Raw genomic sequence first — 21,264 nt, 5'->3', positions numbered from 1 at the left:
GAGCACGGTATCGCGCGGGAGAATGATTCCTCGCCAGCGAAGAGCGCGATCAGTCGGAAGCGGTCCAACTCCAGCCTTCAACGGCCATTGCTTCACCGATCCATGGCGCCACCACGCCCGGAGGTCCACTGCAATACCACAAGATGTAGTCACCCTCTTCACGTACCCAGGCGACAAGTGTGGCCGCTTCTCGAAAAGAGTAGGAAACAACGGCCCCATTCGATGCATGCCATCGAACGTTGGCCAACGCCGACCAGAGATCGACGCCACATGCACCATCGGCTCTCACCAGCCCTCCAACCGCGCGATCAATGGCGGCTTCAAATTCCTTGATCGGTCGCTTGGAGCGCTGGCTTGGAACGCCTGCAAAATCGCTTTTATCGAAGAACGGGAACATCCGCCTCCATGGTTCTCGTCTCTTTAGCTCCGCTGAAGAGGGGATGAAACAATTAAATTGAAGCGTGAGCAGCTGCACTCGACACTTCGCCAGCGGACAGTTCTTTCCAGTGAAATCGTAAAACCACCTGGTCGCAGGCCGTTCCGGCCCGCGAAACAAAGGAGTTATCGATATGCAGCCACCCGTCATTCCGCCGCGTTATCTTCGTACCCGCGAGGCCGCAATGTTCCTCGGACTGTCGCCGCGAACACTAGAGAAGCATCGGACTTATGGAACAGGCCCGATCTACCGCAAGCTCGGCGGTCGGGTCGTCTATGCGCTCGCCGACCTGCAACAATGGGCGGATTCGGGGACAGTGAGTTCAACGTCCGATCCGAATAGCAAAACGGTCCGACCGGCTGCGCCACAACATCAGGCAGCTCGCCGAAAGGCCTAAGTGTGATTTTTCGTGGAATGAGGACCCTGTTTGAGGGGTAATTTTCGTCCAAACGGGACCCCTTGCAAATTCCGAGGGATGTCGCCCCCCGATCCCGAAATGATGCCGCCCCCTCGTTCCGAGAAATAGTCGCCCCCTGATTCCGAGATGAAGCCGCCCCCTTGGATGCGGCGTTTGGGCCGGGCGCTCTGCTGGTGAAAGTTCCTTCTTTGGCTTGTCCGAGGGAAGGAACGAGATGCCGGCGGAGAGATTGGCGATGCGGCGTGTCCGCGAGATTTTGCGATACCGATTTGAGGAAGGCCTTGGCCACAAGGCGATCTCGTACCGGGTGGGCGCTGCACCTTCGACGGTGCGCGAGACGCTCCGGCGCGCTGCGACTGCCGGATTGACCTGGCCGCTTGGCGAGGAGGTCACGGACACGGTTCTGGAGGCGGCGCTCTATAAGGCATCCGGAAAGAAGACAGGACACCGCCGTAGCGTCGAGCCGGACTGGGCCGAGATCCATCGCGAGCTGAAGCGCAAGCATGTGACGCTGCAGATCCTGTGGGACGAATACATCGCGCTCCATCCCGACGGCTACCGCTATAGCCGTTTTTGTGACCTCTACAGGGGGTGGGCGGCAAACCTGCCGGTAACGATGCGGCAGAACCATGCCGCCGGCGAGAAGCTGTTCGTCGACTATGCCGGCGACACGGTGATGGTGGTCATAGATCGGCTGACGGGCAAAATGCGTGCTGCGCATCTGTTCGTGGCGGTGCTCGGCGCATCGAGCCTGTCCTATGCCGAGGCGCGCTGGAGCGAGACGCTGCCGGACTGGATCGGCTGCCACGTCAATGCGCTGGAGAGCTTCGGCGGCGCGCCGGCTCTGTTCATTCCCGACAATGCCAAGGTGGCGGTGATCAAGGCCTGCCGTTACGATCCGCAGGTCAACCGCACCTATGCCGGGATGGCGGCGCATTACGGCAGTTCGGTGCTGCCGACCCGACCGCGCCGTCCCCGAGACACGGATGAGATCGAATAGCCCTTTTGACGGAATCTGTGATATTTTCTTCAGGCCCACGGGCGACCACGTGGTGAACGGCAGGGCATGAGGTTCAAGCCCTGCGGCGCAGCCTGATCATTGTCGCTCCTCATTTGTGGCGTCCGTGGGTTTTGAGCGGGGCCCTCTTTGTCGCCATCCGGCCGTCATTCGCCGATATGCGCCTTCGGCCTGCTGAGCGCGGTTGCGCTCCTCCCGGCGACGTTGCGTGATGTTGTAGTCGTAGCCGGCGCCTTTCTGGCCGCGTCGCGGCGGATGTCCGGCGCGCAGTTCGAGGTCGCGAAGTTTCTTGGCGTGTAGCGAGGGGCGGACCCAGCTGTAATCTTCACCTCTCGTCAGCAGATGCCAGATGATCACCGCCAGCTTGCGGGCGACCGCAACTGCGGCAATGTGATTGCCGCGTTTGCCCCGCACGCGCTCGTAGAAAGCGTGTAGCGGCCCGGGGCTTCGAACGGTCTGCCAGGCCGCCTCGACCAGTAGATGGCGGGCATTTGCGCGTCCGCGTTTGGTGATCCGACCATAATGGGCCGGTCCCTCACCGGATTGATGGACGCTTGGATTGAGACCTATATAGGCGACCAGCTTGTCGGGGTTGTCAAAACGTTCGATTTTGCCGATCGCCGCCATCAATCCGACAGCAACCACCATGTCGATGCCCGGGATCGTCATCAATCGTGTCACGTTCGGATCGGACAAGGCGGCGCGTGCAATGTCACGCTCCACTCCCTTGAGTGCATCGGACTGGCGGTCGTATTCCTCGACGTGCCGTTCAATGGCCTCCCGCTCGTCGTCCGGTAGATACTGGGCCCGCAGCCAGATCCGCCCCTTGCCGCCGAAGAGATCGGCAAATGGGCAGGGTGGAATCAGGTTCGCGTGCAGGATCGACTGGACGATCGATTTTAGACGGGTCCGTTGCCGGACAAGTTGCGTTCGGCGCGTCACCTGACGTCGGCGAGCCAAGGTTGCGCCATCGGGAATCCAGACCTCGGGCAGGAAACCTGCGGCATAGAGTTGCGCCAGGACGCGCGCGTCGATCGCGTCGGTCTTGATCTTCGCCTTGGCGATCAGATGGACCTGCAACGGATTTGCCACGGCCACCCTTGCCACGCGCGGAGCGAGGATCTCCACAACCGCGGTCGCATTGCCGGTCGCTTCCACCACGACATGATCCGACGGCAGAAGTGTTCTGGCAAAGTCTTCCAGATGCTCCCGCGTCATGCCGATCCGGCCAAGTCGCTTGATTTCTCCATCTTCAAGGGCCACCGCTTCGGCGAAGACGCGGTGGATATCCATGCCGATGATGCGCATATCTACCCCTTTCGCTATGTCATCCCTCTTCTCAGGAGCTGGCGGGCTACACGGCAACTACGGATCCGCGCTCGCAGCGCATTCGGGTAAGCCGCAGGGGCGACCATATAAAGGCTCGGGCTCGCAGCCCATGTCTTTCGCTCGGCCTGCCCGCACTCGCGTGCTCCCGACGCCCCACATCCCGAATGGTCTCACCATAGCGCCTGCCACCGAAGTGCGGCAAAGATATCGAGGCGTCAGCGCGATCATGCCAGATAAGGCAAAGGTCGAGGCGGCGGTGCGCATTGTCGAGCGCTGGCTTCTGGGTCGGCTACGCCATCGCGTCTTTTACAGTCTGGCCGAGGTCAATGCGGCGATCGGCGATCTGCTCGTCGATCTGAATGATCGCCGGGTGCTGCGCCGTGTCGGGCGCACGCGGCGGCAATTGTTCGAGCAGATCGACCGCCCGGCACTCCGGCCGCTGCCGGCGGAACGCTATGTCTTCGCCGAATGGCGGATCCGGCGTGCCGGCCTCGACTACCATGTCGAGATCGATCGGCATTATTACTCCGTTCCCTGGCGCTTCGCGCGCGAGCAGATCGAGGCCCGCATCACGGCGAGCACCGTCGAGCTGTTCCGCAAGGGCGAGCGGATCGCCGCCCATATGCGCTCCAGCGGCAATGGCCGGCATACCACCGTCCCCGAGCATATGCCGTCGTCGCACCGCCGCTTCGCCGACTGGACGATCGAGCGGATCAGCCGCGAGGCCTCGGCGATCGGTTCTGACGCGGCGCTCCTGTGCGAGAAGATACTGGCCGACCGGCCGCATCCCGAGCAGGGCTTCCGCGCCTGTCTGGGCATCATCCGCCTGGCCAGGGGCTTTGGCCGGGAAAGGGTCAACGCCGCCTGCGGCCGCGCGCTTGAGATCGGCGCGCGGACCTACGGCTCGGTCCGCTCCATCCTGGACAACCATCTCGACCGGACGACCGCCCCGCGGACGGCGTCGGCCAAGCCCATCGACCACCCCAATATCCGCGGTTCCCGCTATTACCACTGAAGGAGAAAGGCATGCTTGCACATCCCACCCTCGATCGCCTGAACGCCATGGGCTTCACCGGCATGGCCCGGGCATTCGACGAACTCACCGCCAATGCCGAGGCCGAACAGCTCAGCCATATCGAGTGGCTGGGTCTGCTGCTCGACCGGGAATGGAGCTGGCGCTACGATCGCAAGCTCGCGGGCCGCCTGCGCTTTGCAAAGCTGCGTCACCAGGCCGCCCCCGAGGATGTCGACTATCGCAGTGAGCGCGGTCTTGATCGGGCCCTGTTCCTCAAGCTCATCGCCGGCGACTGGATCGATGCCCACGACAATCTGGCGATCTGCGGCCCGGCGGGCGTCGGCAAGAGTTGGCTCGCCTGCGCGCTTGGCCACAAGGCTTGCCGCGACGACCGCTCCGTTCTCTACCAGCGTGTGCCCAGACTGTTCGCATCCCTGGCGCTGGCGCGCGGTGATGGCCGCTACCCACGCCTGCTGCGCAAGCTCGGCAGCGTACAATTGCTGATCCTCGATGATTGGGGCCTTGAACCCCTCGACGATCAGGCCCGTCACGATCTCCTCGAAATCCTCGAAGATCGCTACGGGCGGCGCTCCACCATCATCACCAGCCAGCTACCCGTGTCGGCATGGCACGACGTAATCGGCAACCCGACCTATGCCGACGCCATTCTCGACCGGCTCGTCCACAATGCCCATCGTATCGATCTGACCGGAGAAAGCCTGCGCCGAGACCAGCAGCGAAAGACTTGACACAAGCGCTCGACGAAATGACAACAATCACTGCCAGCATAGCCCGGTCCCTAGGGGCGAGATCATCTCGGAATCCGGGGGCGAGATCAAATCGGAATGAAGGGGCGGCTTCCTCGGAATCGGCAACCCCTTAACGTGGGGTCATCAAAGTGCCTCCGGTTTGATCGGAGGCATTTGTGTTTTGGATGTTGGTTGTGGAGACGATTGCAAAGATACGCCGGCTGTCGCTGGTGCAGGGGAAGTCGATCAAGGCGATCTGCCGGGAGCTGAAGATCTCGCGGAAAGTGGTCCGCAAGGTGCTGCGCTCGGACGAGACGGAGTTCCGGTACGAGCGCAAGCATCAGTCCTATCCTCGCATGGGGGCCTGGCGCGAGAAGCTGGACGGGCTCCTGTCGGCGAATGCAGCGAAGCCGCAGCGGGAACGGCTGACGCTGATCCGGATCTTCGAGGAGCTTCGCGGCCTCGGCTATGACGGCAGCTACAGCTCAGTGTGGCGGCATGCGCAGGATTGGGAAGAGCAACGCGGCAGCGCCGCGGCCGAGGCCTATATCCCGCTGAGCTTTGCGCCCGGCGAAGCCTATCAGTTCGACTGGAGTCACGAGGTCGTCCTGCTGGACGGCGTGACGGTTACGGTGAAGGTGGCGCACATGCGGCTCTGTCATAGCCGCATGTTCTTTGTTCGGGCGTATCCGCGCGAGACGCAGGAGATGGTGTTCGACGCCCATGATCGGGCCTTCGCCTTCTTCCGCGGAACCTGCACGCGCGGCATCTACGACAACATGAAGACGGCGGTGGACGCGATCTTCATCGGCAAGGATCGCCGCTACAACCGCCGCTTCGCGCAGATGTGCGGACATTACCTTGTCGAACCGGAAGCTTGCACGCCGGCGTCGGGTTGGGAGAAGGGCCAGGTCGAGAACCAGGTCGGGCTGGTGCGCGAGCGCTTCTTCACGCCGCGGCTGCGCTTCAAGACGCTGGAGGACCTGAACGGCTGGCTGGCCGACAAATGCGTCTCCTACGCCAAGGCGCACCGGCACCCCGAACAGGACGGCCGCACGATCTGGGAGGTGTTCGAGGAGGAGCGCGGCAGCTTCATCCCCTATGCCGGGCGCTTCGACGGCTTCCACTGCATTCCCGCCTCGGTGTCGAAGACCTGCACGGTGCGCTTCGACAACAACAAATACTCGGTGCTGTCGAGCGCCGTCGGCCGGCCGGTCGAGATCCATGCCTATGCCGATCGGATCGTCATCCGCCAGGACGGCGTGGTCGTGGGCGAACATGCCCGCTGCTTCGGCCGCAACGAGGTGATCTACGACCCTTGGCATTACGTCCCGGTGCTGGCCCGCAAGCCCGGTGGACTGCGCAACGGCGCACCGTTCAAGAATTGGGTTCTGCCGTCGGCCATGGAGAAGGTGCGCCGCAAGCTCAAGGCCGCCGATGACGGCGACCGGCAGATGGTGTCGATCCTCACCTGTGTGCTGAGCGACGGATTGAACGCGGTCGAGGCGGCCTGTCAGGAGGCGCTCGATCACGGCGTCTCGTCGGCGGCGGTGATCCTCAACATCCTGGCCCGCCGCCGCGACCCGGCGCCGGGCACGATCCTTTCCATTCCCCAGGCGCTGAAGCTGGCTCACGAGCCGATCGCCGACTGCGCCCGCTATGACCGTCTAAGGAGAGCAGATAATCATGGAACGCACCGAGGTTCTGGAACTGATGGGCACGCTGAAGCTCTACGGGATGCGATCAGCCTATGACGAGATCATGGGCGTCGCCATCAAGCGGCAGCACGAACCTCCGAAGATCGTCGGCGATCTGCTGCAGGCCGAGATATCGGAGAAGCAGGCCCGCTCCATCAAATACCAGCTCACCGTCGCCAAGCTGCCATTGGCCAAGGACGTCGATGACTTCGACTTCACCGGCACGCCCGTCAACGAGAGCCTGATCCGCGATCTTGCCGGCGGAGCCTTTGTCGCCGATCAGCGTAACGTCGTCCTGGTCGGCGGCACCGGCACGGGCAAATCCCATCTAGCCATCGCCATTGCCCGGGCGCTTATCCGCAACGGCGCGCGCGGCCGCTTCTTCAATGTCGTCGACCTGGTCAACAGGCTGGAGACCGAGACCCGTGCCGGCCGCCAGGGGCGCATTGCCGATCACCTGACCCGGCTCGACTTCGTCGTGCTCGATGAACTGGGCTATCTGCCCTTCGCCCAGGCCGGCGGGCAGTTGCTCTTCCATCTCGTCTCGAAACTCTACGAGCGCACCAGCGTCATCATCACCACCAATCTGGCGTTCGGCGAATGGCCCACCGTCTTCGGCGACGCCAAGATGACCACTGCGCTGCTCGATCGCCTGACGCATCACTGCGAGATCGTCGAGACCGGAAACGAATCCTGGCGCTTCAAGAGCCGCTCTCAAAGCTAAAGCCAAAAACCAACGAACCGCACCCGATCAGGCTGTGCAACCCCGACCAGCTTCGCCTGATCGGGCGCTAACCGCCGTGCCCTTCATCAACCCCAAAACCGGGGTCCCTTTTGCACGAAAATACAGGGTCCCGATTCCACGGTCATTGACAGCCTAAGCTCCGATCGGGCTCGCGGTCACTCCGTCGAGAAGCAGCCGCGAGCCTCGAGTCCGATGTCGGACTCCCCGATAACCAGCGTGATCACGGAATTGTCCAGCGTCAAGCGCAGCGAGGTCAATCCTGCTCATCCGCCTCATACACATTTGTGCAGCAGGCCGTTGCACAATTACTGGAGCTATGGAGAAATTGTGTCTGTTCCTGCCTATTTGACCCTAGAAGAGGTCGTCGAGCGTTATCGCAACCAGGTTAGCGAGGGTACGCTACGCAACTGGCGATCGAAGAGAATTGGTCCGTCATTCGTCAAAATCGGTAAAGCGATCCTATACCCGATCGAGGAGTTGGAGCGATGGGATCGTTCAAACCTAGTTTCCTGTAAGCGCATATCAACTGCATCCTTCGGCGCCAACGACACCGAGGGAGAAGTGGACTGAATGAACAGGGCTGGCCTTCGATTGACGATGGATGCGGTTTGCACATTGTCGATCAGGGTCAGCTCCTGTTCTGATCGGTGCTCGCTTAAAATGGGATAGATTGATGTGGAGTTCGTGCAGCAGCATGCGAATGCGGGCACTTGAGGGGTTGTCCGGGTTACACCGGGATTGTCCCGAGTTGGCGCGAGTTACAGACACCAGATACCGGCACCACCTCATTTGCGCCGTTATATATCATATTGAAATATAACAATTTTCTTAATTTCACAGGTTGGTGCACAACCACCCGTCCGGCGATCCCACGCCGTCGCGCGCCGACATCGAGATGACGAAGGAGATCATCGAGGCGGGCAAGCGGCTCGGAATAACCGTCCACGACCACATCATCATCGGCAAGAAGGGCCACGCCTCGATGAAGGGGCTTGCCCTGATCTGATTGCCACCCCGGCGGCGGGGCGCCGCCCAAAGAAAAAGCCCCGCTTCCGGGGCTTTTTCGATCGGTTTCGGCAGGCGGCGTCAGCTCTTGCGCGGCAGTTGCGGCACCAGGCTGCGCTTGGCTCCATCCTTGCCCTTCGGCTCCTGCCTTTGCACTGCGGCCTTCTTCACCGCAGGCTTCCGGGCCGTCGCCTTGCGGATCCGGGGCCGTTCCTCCGGCTCCTTCTTCGGCTTCACCGGCGCCTCGTCGGCCAGCGATTCGAGCTTCAGGCCCGGCTCGCCGGTTTCCTTCTTCTCGACGGTGACGCGCACCGTGCCGCCCTTCTTCAGCTTGCCGAACAAGACCTCGTCGGCCAGCGGCTTCTTGATGTGCTCCTGGATGACGCGGCCCAGCGGACGCGCGCCCATGCGCTCGTCGTAGCCCTTCTCCGCCAGCCAGGCCACGGCCTCCGGAGACAGCTCGAAGGTGACCCCGCGGTCGGCGAGCTGGGCCTCGAGCTGCATGACGAACTTCTGCACCACCTGATGCACCACCGGAACCGGCAGCGAGCCGAACGGGATGATGGCGTCCAGCCGGTTGCGGAACTCGGGCGTGAACAGGCGGTTGATCGCCTCCACGTCGTCGCCCTCGCGCTTGGTGGAGCCGAAGCCGATCGCCGCGCGCTGCATGTCGGAGGCGCCCGCATTGGTGGTCATGATCAGGATGACGTTGCGGAAGTCGATGGACTTGCCGTTGTGGTCGGTCAGCTTGCCATGGTCCATCACCTGCAACAGGATGTTGAACAGGTCGGGATGCGCCTTTTCCACCTCGTCGAGCAGGAGCACGCAATGCGGATGCTGGTCGACGCCGTCGGTCAGCAGGCCGCCCTGGTCGAATCCGACATAGCCGGGAGGCGCGCCGATCAGCCGCGAGACGGTGTGACGCTCCATATATTCGGACATGTCGAAGCGCAGCAGCTCGACACCCAGCGAGGCGGCAAGCTGCTTGGCGACCTCGGTTTTGCCGACGCCGGTGGGGCCGGAGAACAGATAGCAGCCGATCGGCTTCTCCGGCTCGCGCAGGCCGGCGCGCGCCAGCTTGATCGCCGAGGTGAGCGCGGTGATCGCAGTGTCCTGACCGTAGACGACGCGCTTCAGCTCCACGTCGAGGCCGGCCAGCACCTTCTCGTCGTCGGCCGAGACGGTCTTGGGCGGAATGCGCGCCATCGTGGCTATGGTGGCCTCGATCTCCTTGATGCCGATCGTCTTCTTGCGCTTGCTCTCGGGCAGCAGCATCTGCGAGGCGCCGGTCTCGTCGATCACGTCGATGGCCTTGTCCGGCAGCTTGCGGTCGCTGATGTAGCGGGCCGAGAGCTCCACCGAGGCCTTGATGGCGTCGGCCGTGTACTTGACCTTGTGGAAGTCCTCGAAATAGGGCTTCAGCCCCTTCATGATCTCGATGGCGTCCTCGACGGTCGGCTCGTTGACATCGATCTTCTGGAAGCGCCGCACTAGCGCGCGGTCCTTCTCGAAGAACTGCCGGAACTCCTTGTAGGTGGTTGAACCGATGCAGCGAATCGCGCCGGAGGAAAGCGCCGGCTTCAGCAGGTTGGAGGCATCCATGGCGCCACCGGAGGTGGCCCCGGCCCCGATCACCGTATGGATCTCGTCGATGAACAGGACGGCGCCGGGATAATCCTCCAGTTCCTTGACGACCTGCTTCAGGCGCTCCTCGAAATCGCCGCGGTAGCGCGTGCCGGCCAGCAGCGTGCCCATGTCGAGCGCGAAGATGGTGGCATCGGCCAGCACGTCCGGCACATCGCCTTCCACGATGCGCTTGGCCAGCCCCTCGGCGATCGCCGTCTTGCCCACGCCGGGATCGCCGACATAGAGCGGGTTGTTCTTGGAGCGGCGGCACAGCACCTGGATGGTGCGGTTGATCTCCGGCTCGCGGCCGATCAGGGGGTCGATCTTGCCGGCCCTGGCCTTGACGTTGAGGTTCACGCAGTAGGCCGTCAGGGCGTCCTGCTGCTTCTTCTTGCCCGAATCCTCCTGCTGGTCGCCAGCGGGGCCGCCCTGCTCATCCTCGGCGCCGCGCGGGGTGCGGTTCTCGGACGCGCCGGGCCGCTTGGCAATGCCGTGGCTGATGTAGTTGACCGCGTCGTAGCGGGTCATCTGCTGTTCCTGCAGGAAATAGGCGGCATGGCTCTCGCGCTCGGCAAAGATGGCCACGAGCACGTTGGCGCCGGAGACTTCCTCCCGGCCGGAGGACTGGACGTGGATCACGGCGCGCTGGATGACGCGCTGGAAGCCGGCTGTCGGCTTGGAATCCTCGTCGTAGCCGGTGACGAGGTTGTCCAGCTCGGTGTCGATGTAGTTGAGGACAGTCTGGCGCAACTCGTCGAGATCGACGTTGCAGGCGCGCATCACGGCGGCCGCCTCGTTGTCGTCGATCAGCGCGAGCAGGAGGTGCTCCAGCGTCGCGTATTCGTGATGACGTTCATTGGCGAGCGTCAGTGCCTGGTGCAGCGCCTTTTCGAGGCCTTGGGAGAAAGCCGGCATCTTACCTCACTTCTTCTCCATCACGCATTGCAGCGGATGCTGGTTCTGTCTGGCGAAATCCATGACCTGGGACACTTTGGTCTCGGCCACTTCGTAGGTGTAAATTCCACACTCGCCCACGCCGTGGTTATGGACATGAAGCATGATGCGCGTCGCAGCCTCGCGATCCTTCTGGAAAAAGCGCTCCAGCACGTGGACCACGAATTCCATCGGAGTGTAGTCGTCGTTGAGGATAAGCACCCGGTACAGGCTGGGTTTCTTCGTCTTGGTCTTGGCGCGCGTGATGACGGCTGTGCCGCGCCCGGTATTGTTGCCGTCGTTGCCGTTCTGCATGCGTGCCACCTGAGTTGTGGCAGATTGGGCGGTCGTCACGTAGTCCTGCCTTTGGGTCGAATCCCCTGCGAACCGACATGTAGGTTTTCGCTCGGAGATTTTAAGCCCTTCTATCTGGCTTACAATATGGTCGCCTGGACAATGTCGGCGGTTTTTTTGCCGGATCGGCGCCGGCCAGGCGGCGCCGCAGGCCCGGGCACGAAAAAACCCGGCCGCGATGCGACCGGGTCTGTCCGATTGGCCTTGAGCGATCCGGACGTCCGAAAGCTTACTGCGCCTTGGCGACGATCGTCTCGAAAGGCTTGTAGGCATCCTTGGCCAACTCGGCGTAGAGGTCGCCTATCCTCGTCGCCTGGGCAACGAAAGCCTCGTAGGACTGCTTGACATAATCCGACTGGATCTCGACGGCGCTGTCGAACGATTTGGCCGAAAGAAGCTTCTCCATGAAGAGGCTGCCGTTCTCGAAGCTCTTCTTGGTGTAGTCGGCGGCTTCGACCGCGATCGCCTGGGTGCCCTTGGAGAGCGATGCGAAGCTCTTCAGGCCGCTGTCGGCGAATTCCTTGCCGTACTTGGTGAAATCCTCGTAGGTCTGTGTCATTTGCGCGTCCTTTCGGCGATGGCGCTGCATGCGCCTCTTGTGCAATGCCGCAAAATATATGTTGCGCTGCACAACAAGTCAATCGCAACCTCGGGGCACTGCAAGGCGGATGCGTTCGTGGAAAGTTTGCATCAATTCCACGGAAAATGGTGAACGCTGCGGTTACCATAAACGGATTGGTAACGCTGCCCCCGTTAGCTTGCCCGACAGCAGGGTCGGACCTTTGCCACCCTCTCAGGTGCAACGAAAATCCCAAAGGAAAAAACAGTGCGTCAGGCGTCGTCGGGCATCGCGTTCAAATCCGGCTATTTTCTAAAAGCGGCAATGATCGTCTGTCTGGCCCTGGGCTTTGCGGCGGCGGATGTGACGGCCTCGCTTGCCGGCCAATATGCCGCGATCGTCATGGACGCCAAAACCGGCAAGACGCTCTATTCCCAGGATGCCAACGGACGCCGCTATCCCGCGTCGCTGACCAAAATGATGACGCTGTACCTGACCTTCGAGGCGCTGGCCAAGGGCAGGATCAGCAAGACCACGCCGGTGGTCTTCTCCGCCAATGCCTCGGCCGAGCCCCCGACCAAGCTCGGCGTGCGCGCAGGCGCCTCGGTATCGGTGGAGACCGCCATCCTGTCGATGGTGACCAAGTCGGCCAACGATTCCTCGACCGCCCTCGCGGAATTGCTCGGCGGCTCGGAAGAGCAGTTCGCCAGGATGATGACCGCCAGGGCCCGCAGCCTCGGCATGTCCGGCACCGTCTTCCGCAACGCCAACGGCCTGCCCAATCCGGGCCAGTTCACGACCGCCCGCGACATGGCCACCCTCGGCATCGCGCTTCGCGAGCATTTCCCGCAATATTACGGCTACTTCTCCACCCGCTCCTTCATGTTCGGCCGCACGCGCATCAACGGCCACAACCGGCTGCTCGGCCGGGTCAAGGGCGTGGACGGCATCAAGACCGGCTTCACCCGGGCCTCCGGCTTCAACCTCGTCACCTCCGTCGTCGACGGCAACCGCAGCCTCGTGGCGGTGGTCATGGGCGGGACCTCCGGCGCGAGCCGCGACCAGCAGATGTCAAAGCTCATCGCCACCTACCTGCCGCAAGCCTCCTCGCGTGGCGGCAGCGCCCCGCTGGTGGGGCGTGCCGCCAACGGCGATGCCGCCGTCGCCCTTTCCAAGGTGGTTCTGCCCAAGCATGACGCCCCCACGCCCGACAGCCGGCCGGCCGGGGAGCAGGAAGTGGCCTCGGCCGACGATTCCGAACCGGTCGTGCCGGCGGCAACGCTCGCAGCCCAGCTTCCGGCATCGCATCCGCTGCCCGCGCCCTCGCCCGCACCTGCCGCAGCACCGGCCGCAGAAGCCGAGGAGCCGGCGCCCATCGTCACCGCCTATGCCGAGCAGCCGGCCGTCGATCCCGTGGCCACCTCTTCGGTGACGCAGAGCGGCTGGGTCGTGCAGGTCGCCTCCGCACCCAGCAAGGAGGGCGCCCAGGCCATTCTCGACAAGGTCGCGGAGCAGGCCCGCGCCGCCCTTACCGACGCGTCGGGCTTCACCGCGTCCTTCCAGAAGAGCGGCGTTACCTACTATCGCGCCCGCTTCGGCAGCTTCGATACCAAGGCGGCGGCGTGGAAGGCGTGCGACGCTTTGAAGAAGAAGAAGATCCAGTGCTACGCCGTTCAGCAGTGAGCGGCGCTCAGGCTCCCGGAAAGTACAGCGTCGAAGGAGATCAGTCGTGAGTGGAGAGCAGAACGTCCTTGGCTTCGTCGATTCTCGCCGCCAGGAAAGACGCATGGCCGACATCGGGGCCCAGGCGCTGCATCAGGCGGCGATGCGCCTTGCGGATATCCGCCGCGGCAGCGCCCGCTTCAAGACCAAGGATCTTGTAGGCCTCCTCCTTAGTCATGGCGCCCGCACGTGGCGCAACGCGCAGCCCCTCGCCGTCATCCGGCTCAGCGTCACGGCGCCAGGCGGGAAAACGGCCGTCAAGATACGCCTCCAGTAGCTGGCGCGCCTCGGGATCGCCGCGCAGCTCCGCGTAAAGCTGCCTCAGCTCCGCCAGTTTCATGGAGCCGAGCCTCCTGCCCTCGCGGCGACCGGCCAGAACCAGTCCTTCCAGCGCGCCGGTATCGTGGTCGAGTTCCATTTCGAGGGCTGCCGTGCGCACCACGGATCGCCGGCGCGGACGCGGCGCCCCGGAACGCCGCAGCAGCGCCGCCAGCCTGCCGGGATCGGCGCGCAGAAAGGCGAACGCCGCGCCCAGCACAAGCAGCAAAACGACGATCGCGATCGGTATTGCCATTGATGATTGCGCCCTGACGCCATTACCGGCGCATAGACTATACCCGCAATAATGGCCCCGGAAGGGCAGCGCGCAGGCACCTTCCGCGACAGCGTTCGAACGGTTGCGAAGACCGCGGAAAAGGGGGCCGGTCGGCATTCTGGCAGCGGTACGAGGAGGCCACTATGTGCCAGTGCCGGCCGGCCGACCCCACGGACCCAGGAGATGCGGCGGACCTGAGCATCATGGGGTATCTGCAGCGGCGCGCTCCGACAGGATCGCGGCGCGGCCTTGTTTCTTTCTTCGGGCACCGTCCCGATCCGAAACATGCGCGGACATCGAGGCGGGATACCCGATACGGGATGCCGGCGCGCTCCTCCTTGCCGGTCCCGTCCATCGTCGGTGCCCGCACATTTGCGCAAGCGCTTATGGAAATCAACCGTTTCTTAACCAACCCCGCCGAATCGCTCGGGTTAAGGTAAACCGCTAACCCTGACGGCACGGATCGGACCGTCACCCGCGAGGGCGATCGGCCGCACGCCATCAGGCGGCGTTGGCCACCACGCGGTTGCGGCCGCCCGTCTTGGCCTCGTAGAGAGCCACGTCGGCCCGCTTCATCAGCGCCGCGACGCTGTCGGGTCCCTTGAGCAGGGAAGAAACCCCCACCGAGACCGTCACCTGGACGGTTCGGCCTTCGCGCCCCACGACGAAGGGCGTGTCGGCGATCTGGGCGCGGATGCGCTCGGCCACCTTGTGCGCCACGTCGCCGCCCGTGTCCGGCATCACCACCACGAACTCCTCGCCGCCATAGCGGCAGGCCAGGTCGATGCCGCGGACATTCTGGCGCAGGCGCCTGGCGAACTCGCGCAGCACGTCGTCGCCGCCGTCGTGACCGAAGGTGTCGTTGATCGCCTTGAAGCGATCGAGATCGGTTATCATCACCGACAGCGGCCGCCGCCGCGTCATCGCACGATCGAAAAGCGTCTGCAGATGGCTGTCCAGGTAGCGGCGGTTGTGCAGGCCGGTCAGCCCGTCCGTCACCGCCATCTCGATCGTCTGGGTGACGCTGGCGCGAAGCTGGTCGTTATAGTGCTTGCGGCGCACCTGCGTGCGCAGCCGCGCGGTCAGTTCATGCTGGTCGACCGGACGGATCAGGTAGTCGTTGATGCCGAGTTCGAGCCCGCGGATGACCCGCTCGTCCTCGCCCTGCTCCGCCAGCAGGATGATCGGCACGAAGCGGGTACGGTCCAGCGAGCGAAGCTGCGAGCACAGGCGCAACGGATCGAAGTCCGAAAAGCCGGTGGACACCAGAACGCATTCGTAAGCGTTCTCGGCGGCCTGGAAAAAGCCGGCATGCGGGTCGTCGGCCACGTCGACCTGCGCCGCCTGCCGCAGCATCTTCCGGATCTTCTCGCTGGACGGCTCGCGTTCGTCGATCAGCAGCACCTTCGGCAGCGCGTCCCCGCCGGAAAAACTGCGGCTCAGAAGCTCCTCGATGCCGATGTCGCGCGTGGTCGCGGCGCGCAGGCGCAACTCGTCGGTCAGCATCTTCAGCCGCACCAGGCTCTTCACCCGCGTCATGAGTTGCAGGTCGTTGACCGGCTTGGTGAGGAAGTCGTCGGCGCCAGCCTCCAGCCCGCGGACGCGATCGGACACCTGGTCGAGCGCGGTGACCATCACCACCGGAATATGCGCGGTGGCGGGATCGCGCTTGAGGCGGCGGCACACCTCGAACCCGTCCATGTCGGGCATCATCACGTCGAGCAGCACCACGTCCACCTTGCCGTTTTCGCAGGCCTCGATGGCGTCGGGGCCGTTGGTGGCGGTCAGCACCTCGAAATATTCGGCCAGCAGCCTGACCTCGAGCAGCTTCACATTGGCCGGGATGTCGTCGACGACCAGGATTCGGGCTGTCATGTGCGGCTCCGGCTCGTCAGGACGACGCCCATGTCAGGCATCGCCCAGATAGGACTTGATCGTCTCGATGAAGCGCGGCACCGAGATCGGCTTGGAGATATAGGCTTCGCAGCCGCCCTGGCGGATGCGTTCCTCGTCCCCCTTCATGGCGAAGGCGGTGACGGCGATGACGGGGATGACATGCAGCTCGTCGTCTTCCTTCAGCCATTTCGTCACTTCCAGCCCCGAGACTTCCGGCAACTGGATGTCCATGAGGATGAGATCGGGGCGGTGCATGCGGGCCAGCTCCAGCGCCTCCAGCCCGTTGCGGGTACGAACGGTTTCGTAGCCGCTGGCCTCGATGAGATCGCGAAAGAGCTTCATGTTCAGCTCGTTGTCTTCGACGATCATGACCTTCTTCGGCATAGAATTCCCGTCCCGGCGGCGTATCGGCAAGGAGCGGCCGCCTCGCGTCCGCTCGTGGAACGCACCAAACCCGGCCCTACCTTACGTCAAGATCATTGACGAAATGGAAACCGGCGGTTCGAAAAGCCCGTATGGCGCCCCAGGCGATGCCCGACTTGCCCCAGGCGGCGCATGCGGCTACTTCGGAGCACGATTCGAAGGCCGTTCCACGATCGGCAAGGTAGACTAGGAAGGTAGCGATGACAAAGGCAGCGGCCACGCGGGAGGATGCCGAAGGCGTTGCGGTCGCGGCGCTCGGCTTCGTCGCGTCCGATCCGGAACTGCTCTCCCGCTTCCTGGCGATCACCGGCATCGAGGCGGCGGCGATCCGCCGGGCCGCGGCTGAACCCGGCTTCCTGGCCGGCGTGCTGCAATTCATCCTGGCGCATGAGCCGACCCTGATGCGCTTCGCGCAGGAAACCGCCACGCCGCCCGAAGCGGTCGGCAGGGCGCTCGGCGCCCTGCCGCTGGGCAACGACAGACACGAGCGTTCCATATGAGCAACGATCCCGAAACCGCACGCCAGATCGAGGAATTGTCGCTGGACGACCGGCCGCTGCTGGTGCTGGACGTCGACGACGTTCTTTTGGAATTCATGCGCCCCTTCCCCCGCTTCCTGGACGAGCGCGGCTTTAATCTCACCATGGCCTCCTTCCGGCTGACCGGCAACGTGGCCGAGCGCGACACCGGCAGGCTGGCCGACCAGGCGCAGGTGTGGGCGCTGCTTGACGAGTTCTTTCACCTGCAGGCCCAGTGGCAGGAAGTCACCGCCGGCGCGGCGGACGCGCTGGACCGGCTCGGCCGCAGCGCCGAGATCGTCATGCTGACCGCCATGCCCCACAGGCACCGCGCCACCCGCCGCGCCCATCTGGACGCGCTCGGCCTGCATTTTCCCCTGCTCACCACCGAGATGGCGAAGGGGCCGGCCGTGGCCAAGCTGCGCGGACAGGGCAATCGCCCCGTGGCCTTCGTGGACGATCAGCCGCCGAACCACGTCTCGGTGCGCGAGTCGGTCGCCGACGCCCACCTGTTCCACCTGATGGCGGACAATTCGCTGCGCGCCTTCCTGCCGCCGCTGCCGAGCGACATCCATGTGGTGCACGACTGGAATGAGGCCACCCCGCGCATCGTCCAGGCTCTAGGGCTCTAAGCACCGAAACGACCCGCCTGCCCTGCCGCAGCGGCTCCGCCGGCGACGCTGCCAACCGCGGAAGCACGGAACTGGGCGGCCGCTCACCGGAAACTTTCGGTTCGCCGTCGCTGGAAGCCGTTGACCTGCATATGCCGGTTAGGATAGGCAGGTGACCGCGACGCACCCGTAGCTCAGCTGGATAGAGTGCTGCCCTCCGAAGGCAGAGGTCACAGGTTCGAATCCTGTCGGGTGCGCCATTTCAGAACAGAACTATGAACGCCGAACGCCGCCGTTTCTACGCTTGAAGCGGCGAATGGTCCGGCGATGGTGGGCGGTCGTTGATCCTGTTTCCGCCATAGCCTTCCCTCCGCAATATCGCCAGGGCAAGCACCGGGGGCATCGCTGCCCAGATCGCGAAATGGGGGAACGCGCCCTGCCCGGGCAATCAGTTTTTGCCGTTCCGCTCGCCTGACTGGATCAGAACAATATCGGCGGCAGCGTTTTCGACCATCTTCAGCGACAAGGCGCGCGCGACCTCCGACCGGCCATCGATGATCGCCTGCATGAGCGCCCGATGTTCTTCCACCGCGCGGGCGCGGTGGGAGCCGCGCGCTGCGATGGTGAACATTTCCTTGAGCGCCAGATTGAACAGTTTGCCGATCGGCCAGAAGAACTGGTTGTGAGTGGCCAAATAAATGGCCTTGTGGAACTTGAGGTCAGCTTCCACCCACAAGGCATTGTCGGCGCCGGCGGCAACCATGTCATCGAAGGCCTGCGAAATGCAGGCATGGTCGGCCGGCGTACCGGATTGCGCAGCGATCGCGCTTGCGGCCGGTTCCGTGGCAAGACGCAGTTCGAACATCTTGCGCAGATACTCTTCCGTGTCGGTGACCTCGAGCTGCCAGCGCAGCACATCGGCATCCAGATGGTTCCAATTTTCGGCCGGCAGCACGCGCGTGCCGATCTTGGAGCGGGATTCGACCAGCGATTTCGCCGCCAGTCCGCGGATAGCCTCGCGCATGGCGGTGCGGCTGACGCCCATCATCTCGCACAACTTCGCTTCGGAAGGCAGCAGCGCCCCGGCCGGGAAATCGCCCCGAACGATGGCCAGACCAAGCTGGTCCCCCAACCTGAGATGCACTTTCCGAATGATCGGCCCAAGGCCCGGAATTTCGCTCTTCAGCATGGTGATCCCTGTTCGAGTGGCAAACGCCGGACTGCCTGGTTCCTCATTGCAAATCTATACGATTCCAGCCGCATGGTTGCAAAGACCGTCTACGGTATGTATCATACAATAATACAAAAGAGGATGGCTGACCATGTACGGAAACGATATCGGCGGGAAACTGGCTCTCGTCACGGGAGCAAGCACCGGTATCGGAGCAGCCGTTGCCAAGGGCCTTGCAGGCAGAGGTGCGGCCGTTGCCGTACACTACAACGCCAGTGCCGACGCCGCCGCCAGCGTCCAAGAAGAGATCTCCGCAGCAGGCGGCAAGGCCATACTGGTCCAGGGCGACCTGACCCAGCCGGGCGTTCCCGCCCGCGTCGTTGCAGAGGCGGCCGAACGGCTCGGCGGCCTCGACATTCTCATCAACAATGCCGGCTCGCTGGTGCGACGGGTGCCCTTTTCGGAGGTGGACCGCACGCTGATCGACCAGGTGTTCGACCTCAATGTCGTCTCGGCGATTGCCGCGTGCCAGGCTGCAATCCCTTTCCTTGAAAAACGCAATGGCGGTGCCATCGTCAATGTGGGTTCGATCGCCGGCATGGACGGCGGCGGCGCCGGCTCCATGATGTATGCGTCGGCAAAGGCTTTCATCCATAATCTGACCCGCCATCTCGCGCGCGACCTGGCGCCCAGGAACATCCGCGTCAACACCGTCAGCCCCGGCGTGATCCGCACCCCGTTCCACGACGCCACCCCGCCCGAACGGATGGAGGCCATGCGCAAGGCGGTGCATCTTGGGCGCATCGGCGAGCCGGAGGATTGCGTCGGCACCTTTCTCTATCTCGTCTCGCCCAGCATGAGCGGCTACATCACTGGACAGAACATCCATATCAATGGCGGTCAGTTCATGCCCTGAACGCCCGCGCGGAACCTCGCCAGGGCGGCTGCCTATCAGGCCACGCCCATGGCATGGCCCATCACCTGTTCCTGCGTGACCGCGTCCCCGGACAGTTCGCCCGAAATCCGTCCATTGTTCATCACCAGGATGCGGTCGCTCACGGCGAGAACCTCGGGCAGGTCCGAGGAAATCATCAAGATGGCCATGCCCTCGCTCGCCAGCGATCGCAAAAGGGCATGGATCTCGGACTTCGCGCCCACGTCGACGCCGCGCGTCGGCTCATCGACGATCAGCACTTTCGGGCGGGTTGCCAGCCATTTGGCGATCACCACACGCTGCTGGTTGCCGCCACTGAGGAACATCGCCTTCTGGCCGACGGTAGGCGTGCGGATGGCGAGGCGCTTGACGTAATCTTCAGCCAGCCTTCGCTCGCGCCGCCGACTCAGCACGCCGAAGCGGCCGAGAACGCCGAGCGAAGGCATGCCGACATTGGCCATCACGGAAAGATCGACGACCAGCCCCTGGTCCTTGCGGTCTTCGGGAACCAGGCCGATGCCGGCGGCGATGGCAGCGCGCGGGCCACCGCGCGCAACGGGTGTCCCGTCGACGAGGATTTCACCGCTATCGGGGGTGATGTCCCCGAAAATCGTGCGGGCAAGCTCGGTTCGGCCAGAGCCGACCAATCCGGAGAGTCCGACGATCTCGCCGCTGCGCAGGCTGAAGCTAATGTCGTGCAGCAGGCCCTTCTTGCTCAGGCCACAGACGTCGAGCAAGGTCTTTCCGGGAATGGCTGTCGCTTTCATCGGCAATGCGACGATGTCGCGGCCGACGATCGCCCGGATCAGTTGATCGAGTGATGTTTCGGCAACGCGGCCGGTCGACACATAGCGCCCGTCGCGGAACACGGTCACCCGGTCGCACAGGTCGAATATCTCTTCCATGCGATGGGAGACATAGACGATGCCAATGCCCTGGCCGCGCAGCCGCCGGATGAGCGAAAGAAGCAGTTCGGTCTCACGGCGGGTGAGCGATGACGTCGGTTCGTCGAAGATCATGATGCGCGCACGCGTCGACACTGCCCGCGCGATCGCCACCACCTGCCGCTCGGCGATCGACAGCCGCCCGACCTCCGCCGTGGCGTCCAGACCAACGCCAAGCTCGTCCAGAATGCCGCGGGCGGCAGCGACCATTCCCTTCCAGTCTATGGTGCCGAAGCGCGTGCGTGGCTGGCAGCCGAGGAATATGTTCTCGGCAACGCTAAGATAGGGTTCGAGATGCAGTTCCTGATGCACCGGCGCGATGCCGAGTGCGCGCGCCTCCACCGGGCTGCCGACGGTGACCGGTTTTCCGTCGATCAGAATTTGCCCTGAATCCGGCGGCTGCACCCCGCACAGGATTTTTATCAGGGTGGATTTTCCGGCTCCGTTCTCGCCCATCAGGGCGTGCACTTCTCCCGCCGCCAGGCTGAAGGAAACATCGCTCAGCGCCTGGACACCGGGGAACCCCTTGGAGATTCCCGTGAGGGAAAGCAGTTGCTCGCCCATGC

19 protein-coding genes, 1 tRNA gene and 3 pseudogenes are annotated in these 21,264 nt (G+C 63.6%); 13 read left to right on the top strand and 10 right to left on the bottom strand.

Features of this window, described 5'->3' with window-relative positions; genetic code table 11:
• Window positions 1-49 precede the first annotated feature (49 nt).
• Entirely contained in the window at window positions 50-397 is a 348-nt protein-coding gene (locus ACTDI4_RS10375) for a hypothetical protein (RefSeq protein WP_442841069.1), read from the bottom strand.
• Window positions 398-569: 172 nt separating this feature from the next.
• Here ACTDI4_RS10375 and ACTDI4_RS10370 point away from each other — a divergent pair, with 172 nt between their 5' ends.
• Together ACTDI4_RS10370 and istA (ACTDI4_RS10365) are read left to right on the top strand one after the other, a co-directional pair.
• Window positions 570-833, top strand: a complete 264-nt coding sequence (locus tag ACTDI4_RS10370; protein ID WP_079445389.1) for a helix-turn-helix transcriptional regulator — start codon at window positions 570-572, stop codon at window positions 831-833.
• Between the two features lie 256 nt (window positions 834-1,089).
• Window positions 1,090-1,851 (top strand): annotated as a pseudogene (gene istA, locus ACTDI4_RS10365) (IS21 family transposase); the annotation flags it as partial.
• Window positions 1,852-1,950: 99 nt separating this feature from the next.
• On the opposite strand, the gene ACTDI4_RS10360 reads toward istA (ACTDI4_RS10365), so the two are convergent.
• Window positions 1,951-3,180 carry an IS110 family transposase gene (locus ACTDI4_RS10360; RefSeq protein WP_442841068.1) on the bottom strand — a complete coding sequence of 410 codons (1,230 nt, stop codon included), beginning with the start codon at window positions 3,178-3,180 and terminating at the stop codon, window positions 1,951-1,953.
• Between the two features lie 211 nt (window positions 3,181-3,391).
• On the opposite strand from ACTDI4_RS10360, the pseudogene ACTDI4_RS10355 reads away from it, so the two are divergent.
• From ACTDI4_RS10355 to ACTDI4_RS10330, 6 genes and pseudogenes are all read left to right on the top strand, one after another.
• Window positions 3,392-4,216 (top strand): annotated as a pseudogene (locus tag ACTDI4_RS10355) (Mu transposase domain-containing protein); the annotation flags it as partial.
• A gap of 11 nt (window positions 4,217-4,227) precedes the next feature.
• Window positions 4,228-4,965: an IS21-like element helper ATPase IstB gene (gene istB, locus ACTDI4_RS10350; protein WP_442841067.1), complete on the top strand. Its 738-nt coding sequence runs from the start codon at window positions 4,228-4,230 to the stop codon at window positions 4,963-4,965.
• 185 nt (window positions 4,966-5,150) lie between these two features.
• Window positions 5,151-6,719 carry an IS21 family transposase gene (gene istA / locus ACTDI4_RS10345; protein WP_442839288.1) on the top strand — a complete coding sequence of 523 codons (1,569 nt, stop codon included), beginning with the start codon at window positions 5,151-5,153 and terminating at the stop codon, window positions 6,717-6,719.
• Entirely contained in the window at window positions 6,652-7,386 is a 735-nt protein-coding gene (istB, locus tag ACTDI4_RS10340) for an IS21-like element helper ATPase IstB (RefSeq protein ID WP_442839287.1), read from the top strand. The genes istA (ACTDI4_RS10345) and istB (ACTDI4_RS10340) overlap by 68 nt, the downstream gene beginning before the upstream one ends.
• Window positions 7,387-7,734: 348 nt before the next feature.
• On the top strand, window positions 7,735-7,977 hold the full coding sequence (locus tag ACTDI4_RS10335) for a helix-turn-helix domain-containing protein (protein ID WP_442843325.1): 243 nt from the start codon (window positions 7,735-7,737) through the stop codon (window positions 7,975-7,977).
• A gap of 271 nt (window positions 7,978-8,248) precedes the next feature.
• A pseudogene (locus ACTDI4_RS10330) lies at window positions 8,249-8,413 on the top strand (JAB domain-containing protein); the annotation flags it as partial.
• An 80-nt stretch (window positions 8,414-8,493) separates the two neighbouring features.
• Here ACTDI4_RS10330 and clpA read toward each other — a convergent pair.
• The 3 genes from clpA to ACTDI4_RS10315 all read right to left on the bottom strand — a co-directional run bounded on the left by clpA (window position 8,494) and on the right by ACTDI4_RS10315 (window position 11,884).
• Window positions 8,494-10,953, bottom strand: a complete 2,460-nt coding sequence (clpA, locus tag ACTDI4_RS10325; protein ID WP_442841066.1) for an ATP-dependent Clp protease ATP-binding subunit ClpA — start codon at window positions 10,951-10,953, stop codon at window positions 8,494-8,496.
• Window positions 10,954-10,959: 6 nt separating this feature from the next.
• Window positions 10,960-11,286, bottom strand: coding sequence for an ATP-dependent Clp protease adapter ClpS (gene clpS / locus ACTDI4_RS10320; RefSeq protein ID WP_442841065.1), 327 nt, complete (start codon window positions 11,284-11,286; stop codon window positions 10,960-10,962).
• Between the two features lie 268 nt (window positions 11,287-11,554).
• Window positions 11,555-11,884 (bottom strand): phasin family protein, encoded by a 330-nt coding sequence (locus ACTDI4_RS10315; RefSeq protein WP_442841064.1) that lies wholly within the window; start codon window positions 11,882-11,884, stop codon window positions 11,555-11,557.
• 267 nt (window positions 11,885-12,151) lie between these two features.
• Between ACTDI4_RS10315 and ACTDI4_RS10310 the strand changes: the two genes are divergently transcribed.
• Window positions 12,152-13,567, top strand: a complete 1,416-nt coding sequence (locus ACTDI4_RS10310; protein ID WP_442841063.1) for a D-alanyl-D-alanine carboxypeptidase — start codon at window positions 12,152-12,154, stop codon at window positions 13,565-13,567.
• A gap of 40 nt (window positions 13,568-13,607) precedes the next feature.
• On the opposite strand, the gene ACTDI4_RS10305 is transcribed toward ACTDI4_RS10310, so the two are convergent.
• The 3 genes from ACTDI4_RS10305 to ACTDI4_RS10295 all read right to left on the bottom strand — a co-directional run bounded on the left by ACTDI4_RS10305 (window position 13,608) and on the right by ACTDI4_RS10295 (window position 16,466).
• On the bottom strand, window positions 13,608-14,180 hold the full coding sequence (locus ACTDI4_RS10305) for a DnaJ domain-containing protein (RefSeq protein ID WP_442841062.1): 573 nt from the start codon (window positions 14,178-14,180) through the stop codon (window positions 13,608-13,610).
• A gap of 522 nt (window positions 14,181-14,702) precedes the next feature.
• Window positions 14,703-16,076 (bottom strand): PleD family two-component system response regulator, encoded by a 1,374-nt coding sequence (locus ACTDI4_RS10300; RefSeq protein ID WP_442841061.1) that lies wholly within the window; start codon window positions 16,074-16,076, stop codon window positions 14,703-14,705.
• 33 nt (window positions 16,077-16,109) lie between these two features.
• Window positions 16,110-16,466, bottom strand: coding sequence for a response regulator (locus tag ACTDI4_RS10295; RefSeq protein WP_442843324.1), 357 nt, complete (start codon window positions 16,464-16,466; stop codon window positions 16,110-16,112).
• Window positions 16,467-16,720: 254 nt separating this feature from the next.
• On the opposite strand from ACTDI4_RS10295, the gene ACTDI4_RS10290 reads away from it, so the two are divergent.
• The 3 genes from ACTDI4_RS10290 (at window position 16,721) to ACTDI4_RS10280 (ending at window position 17,909) form a co-directional block, all read left to right on the top strand.
• On the top strand, window positions 16,721-17,020 hold the full coding sequence (locus tag ACTDI4_RS10290) for a DUF3572 domain-containing protein (protein WP_442841060.1): 300 nt from the start codon (window positions 16,721-16,723) through the stop codon (window positions 17,018-17,020).
• Entirely contained in the window at window positions 17,017-17,670 is a 654-nt protein-coding gene (locus ACTDI4_RS10285) for a hypothetical protein (protein ID WP_442841059.1), read from the top strand. Before ACTDI4_RS10290 ends, ACTDI4_RS10285 begins: the two co-directional genes overlap by 4 nt.
• Before the next feature lie 162 nt (window positions 17,671-17,832).
• Window positions 17,833-17,909: transfer RNA gene (locus tag ACTDI4_RS10280), tRNA-Arg, on the top strand.
• A gap of 188 nt (window positions 17,910-18,097) precedes the next feature.
• Here ACTDI4_RS10280 and ACTDI4_RS10275 read toward each other — a convergent pair.
• The gene (locus ACTDI4_RS10275; RefSeq protein ID WP_442841058.1) at window positions 18,098-18,838 is read right to left on the bottom strand and encodes a FadR/GntR family transcriptional regulator; all 741 of its coding nucleotides are present in this window, start codon (window positions 18,836-18,838) and stop codon (window positions 18,098-18,100) included.
• Between the two features lie 133 nt (window positions 18,839-18,971).
• Here ACTDI4_RS10275 and ACTDI4_RS10270 point away from each other — a divergent pair, with 133 nt between their 5' ends.
• On the top strand, window positions 18,972-19,736 hold the full coding sequence (locus ACTDI4_RS10270) for an SDR family NAD(P)-dependent oxidoreductase (protein ID WP_442841057.1): 765 nt from the start codon (window positions 18,972-18,974) through the stop codon (window positions 19,734-19,736).
• Window positions 19,737-19,771: 35 nt separating this feature from the next.
• On the opposite strand, the gene ACTDI4_RS10265 is transcribed toward ACTDI4_RS10270, so the two are convergent.
• Window positions 19,772-21,262 carry a sugar ABC transporter ATP-binding protein gene (locus ACTDI4_RS10265; protein WP_442843323.1) on the bottom strand — a complete coding sequence of 497 codons (1,491 nt, stop codon included), beginning with the start codon at window positions 21,260-21,262 and terminating at the stop codon, window positions 19,772-19,774.
• Between the last annotated feature and the right edge of the window lie 2 nt (window positions 21,263-21,264).

This window comes from Mesorhizobium sp. PUT5 (assembly GCF_052216645.1).
Classification (GTDB): domain Bacteria; phylum Pseudomonadota; class Alphaproteobacteria; order Rhizobiales; family Rhizobiaceae; genus Mesorhizobium.
Note: the sequence above shows the minus strand (reverse complement) of the source record. Positions and strands in the feature narration are given on the sequence as shown.

Excerpts from the sequence above, each read along its gene's own strand:
- ACTDI4_RS10375 (WP_442841069.1), bottom strand. The coding sequence starts at position 397 with ATGTTCCCGTTCTTCGATAAAAGCGATTTTGCAGGCGTTCCAAGCCAG.
- ACTDI4_RS10315 (WP_442841064.1), bottom strand. The coding sequence starts at position 11,884 with ATGACACAGACCTACGAGGATTTCACCAAGTACGGCAAGGAATTCGCC.
- ACTDI4_RS10275 (WP_442841058.1), bottom strand. The coding sequence starts at position 18,838 with ATGCTGAAGAGCGAAATTCCGGGCCTTGGGCCGATCATTCGGAAAGTG.
- ACTDI4_RS10295 (WP_442843324.1), bottom strand. The coding sequence starts at position 16,466 with ATGATCGTCGAAGACAACGAGCTGAACATGAAGCTCTTTCGCGATCTC.
- istB (WP_442841067.1), top strand. The coding sequence starts at position 4,228 with ATGCTTGCACATCCCACCCTCGATCGCCTGAACGCCATGGGCTTCACC.
- ACTDI4_RS10290 (WP_442841060.1), top strand. The coding sequence starts at position 16,721 with ATGACAAAGGCAGCGGCCACGCGGGAGGATGCCGAAGGCGTTGCGGTC.
- ACTDI4_RS10370 (WP_079445389.1), top strand. The coding sequence starts at position 570 with ATGCAGCCACCCGTCATTCCGCCGCGTTATCTTCGTACCCGCGAGGCC.
- ACTDI4_RS10360 (WP_442841068.1), bottom strand. The coding sequence starts at position 3,180 with ATGCGCATCATCGGCATGGATATCCACCGCGTCTTCGCCGAAGCGGTG.
- ACTDI4_RS10285 (WP_442841059.1), top strand. The coding sequence starts at position 17,017 with ATGAGCAACGATCCCGAAACCGCACGCCAGATCGAGGAATTGTCGCTG.
- clpA (WP_442841066.1), bottom strand. The coding sequence starts at position 10,953 with ATGCCGGCTTTCTCCCAAGGCCTCGAAAAGGCGCTGCACCAGGCACTG.
- ACTDI4_RS10270 (WP_442841057.1), top strand. The coding sequence starts at position 18,972 with ATGTACGGAAACGATATCGGCGGGAAACTGGCTCTCGTCACGGGAGCA.
- ACTDI4_RS10300 (WP_442841061.1), bottom strand. The coding sequence starts at position 16,076 with ATGACAGCCCGAATCCTGGTCGTCGACGACATCCCGGCCAATGTGAAG.
- istA (WP_442839288.1), top strand. The coding sequence starts at position 5,151 with ATGTTGGTTGTGGAGACGATTGCAAAGATACGCCGGCTGTCGCTGGTG.
- clpS (WP_442841065.1), bottom strand. The coding sequence starts at position 11,286 with ATGCAGAACGGCAACGACGGCAACAATACCGGGCGCGGCACAGCCGTC.
- istB (WP_442839287.1), top strand. The coding sequence starts at position 6,652 with ATGGAACGCACCGAGGTTCTGGAACTGATGGGCACGCTGAAGCTCTAC.
- ACTDI4_RS10305 (WP_442841062.1), bottom strand. The coding sequence starts at position 14,180 with ATGGCAATACCGATCGCGATCGTCGTTTTGCTGCTTGTGCTGGGCGCG.
- ACTDI4_RS10265 (WP_442843323.1), bottom strand. The coding sequence starts at position 21,262 with ATGGGCGAGCAACTGCTTTCCCTCACGGGAATCTCCAAGGGGTTCCCC.